This is a genomic window from Halobacillus sp. BBL2006, assembly GCF_000786645.1.
GTDB lineage: Bacteria > Bacillota > Bacilli > Bacillales > Halobacillaceae > Halobacillus.
The window spans coordinates 1-2,460 of sequence record NZ_JRNX01000357.1 but is presented as its reverse complement, the minus strand read 5'-3'; the positions used below and the strand labels follow the sequence as shown (position 1 = coordinate 2,460).

Genomic DNA, 2,460 nt, shown 5'->3' with positions numbered 1-2,460 from the left:
AAATTTAGTAATCTGACCATTTATTTTCCACCTCCTGTAATCTCTAAAAATTTCTCTTCTAATGTTGATTGGGTCTTCGTGATGCCATAGACCTTCACGTTATTCTTCACAAACAATTCATTCATGTTTGCAACTTCCTCATACATAACTGCCACATCAATAAAATCGTCCCCTTGGTTTACGATTACGGAATCGTCAGTAGATTGCAGCAAGTTTACTGCCTTATCCGCAGGTGATACATAGAAACGCACACTTTCTTTCGAAGAGGAACCGACAAAGTCTCCAACTGATTCCACACTTATTAATCTCCCGTTTTGGATAATTCCGATACGGTCACACATCAATTGCATCTCAGCAAGAAGGTGACTGGAAACAAACACAGCCATGTCTTCTTCATGAGCGATTCTTCTGATATAATTTCGAATTTCCCGAATACCTGCAGGGTCCAGACCATTGGTAGGCTCATCAAGAATTAATAAGGATGGAGAGTGAAGTAAAGCTTGCGCGAGACCTAACCTTTGCCTCATCCCAAGTGAATAACTTCCCACTTTATTTCTAATGCTTTTTTCCAAACCTACCAATTTCACTACTTCATTAATTCGGGACTTCGTAACCTTAGTTGGCACCATTCTTGCATAGTGAATCAAGTTGTCATACCCAGACAGAAACTTGTACATCTCCGGATTTTCAATAATCCCACCAACATGAGCAATGGCTTTTTCATAATTTTTTTCAATACTATGGTTGTGTATCAAGATTTCTCCTTCTGTAATATCCATTAACCCTACCATCATACGAATTGTTGTGGTTTTCCCTGCTCCATTTGGTCCAAGAAAGCCGAATACCTCACCTGGAAAAACCTGTAGAGATATATCATCAATAATCGTGGTCTTCCCTATCCGTTTCTTTACGTTTATTAATTCAGCGACTGGTGTCTTCTTCACTGCACTACCTCCCTTTCAACTAAGACCATTATGCCAAGAAACTCTTATCAACCACTTATAAAGATATTAAAAAAGTATTAACAACTATTATTCCATTCATAAAGTAAAATATGTTGTGACTGAATTTACTTCTTTAACATAAGAGAAGGCAGGGCTATCGTCTATGTTAAAGAAATTAACATAGACGATAGCCCTGCCTTAATTATCTCTAAAAATAAGATCCATCAAAAATCAATTAAATAAATGGTAGGAAGTTGAAGAAAAGAGACTAGTAACGTGCTGTCAGAAAGAACTGAACCAAAGCTTCAAAACTCTCCTATTACTCGGGAATCAAGTCCCATTTGCCTAACTAAAAAAGCCCCTTTCTGAATAGAACAGAAAAGGGCTCTAACTCTATTAGTAAGAAACAATGTTGAAACCAGAATCGACGTGAATGATTTCGCCTGTGACACCACGTGAAAGGTCACTCATCAAGTAGTAAGCCGTGTCGCCTACCTCTTCCTGAGTCACTGGTCTGCGCAATGGAGAACGTTCTTCAATGACAGATAGAATCTGGTTAAAGTCTCCCACTCCTTTTGCAGAAAGCGTACGAATCGGTCCAGCGGAGATTGCGTTCACACGGATGTTGTGCTTACCTAGATCGTTTGCCAAGTATTTCATGCTGGCATCAAGACTTGCTTTTGCGACACCCATGACATTATAGTTTTTGACGACCTGTTCGCCTCCAAGGTAAGTAAGTGTCAAGATACTTCCACCATCCGTCATCAACGGCTTCGCTGCACGTGCGACGGCTGTTAGTGAATAAGAACTGATATTGTGTGCCGTTAAGAAGCCATCGCGGCTTGTGTTCAAGAACTCGTCCTTCAGTTCATCACGGTTTGCAAAAGCGATACAGTGAGCAAGACCGTGGATGGTACCTACATCCTCTTGGATTTTCTCAAATGTCTGGATAATCGCTTCGTCATTTGTCACGTCACATTCGTAAACAAGAGACTCTTCTCCGCCTTCAAGCGTTGCAGCAAGATCCTGAACGGATTTCGCAAAACGCTCTGAAGCGACTGTGAAGATTAGACGTGCTCCAGCTTCATGCAAAGAACGAGCAATGCCCCATGCAATGCTGCGTTTATTGGCCACTCCCATGACCACATACGTACGTCCTTCTAAAGAAAAATTCATTTCATATCCTCCTTGAGGTAATTTCAACATTTAGGATTTGTTATTAGTACCTGCTCCTATTTTATAATAGATCAGGAACCAATCGCAAGCTGAATAAGTCTACGAATCAATGGTTTCATTTTCGTTTACCCTGTTCCACAAGCAAGTAAGCAGTCATTTTTAAATATAGAGCTTTTCTTTATTTCTACAGCTTTTACAAAAACCTTCTACAAACGTGCAGGATTGTGGAAGACTTGATTTCGAGATGTTTGTGTGGTTTTAGGGTCGTTGGGGAAGGGCTCGCTTTCCTGTGGGGGAACCGGCAAGCTTCCTCGGGCTGCGCCCTGTGGGATCTCGCCTA

Annotated in this window: 2 protein-coding genes; both read right to left on the bottom strand. The window is 41.0% G+C overall.

Annotation, left to right across the window (positions count from 1 at the left end; genetic code table 11):
• Positions 1–20 precede the first annotated feature (20 nt).
• Positions 21–944, bottom strand: a complete 924-nt coding sequence (locus tag LD39_RS11205) for an ABC transporter ATP-binding protein (protein WP_035546353.1) — start codon at positions 942–944, stop codon at positions 21–23.
• A 396-nt stretch (positions 945–1,340) separates the two neighbouring features.
• The gene (gene fabI, locus LD39_RS11200; RefSeq protein ID WP_035546351.1) at positions 1,341–2,120 is read right to left on the bottom strand and encodes an enoyl-ACP reductase FabI; all 780 of its coding nucleotides are present in this window, start codon (positions 2,118–2,120) and stop codon (positions 1,341–1,343) included.
• Between the last annotated feature and the right edge of the window lie 340 nt (positions 2,121–2,460).

Excerpts from the sequence above, each read along its gene's own strand:
- fabI (WP_035546351.1), bottom strand. The coding sequence starts at position 2,120 with ATGAATTTTTCTTTAGAAGGACGTACGTATGTGGTCATGGGAGTGGCC.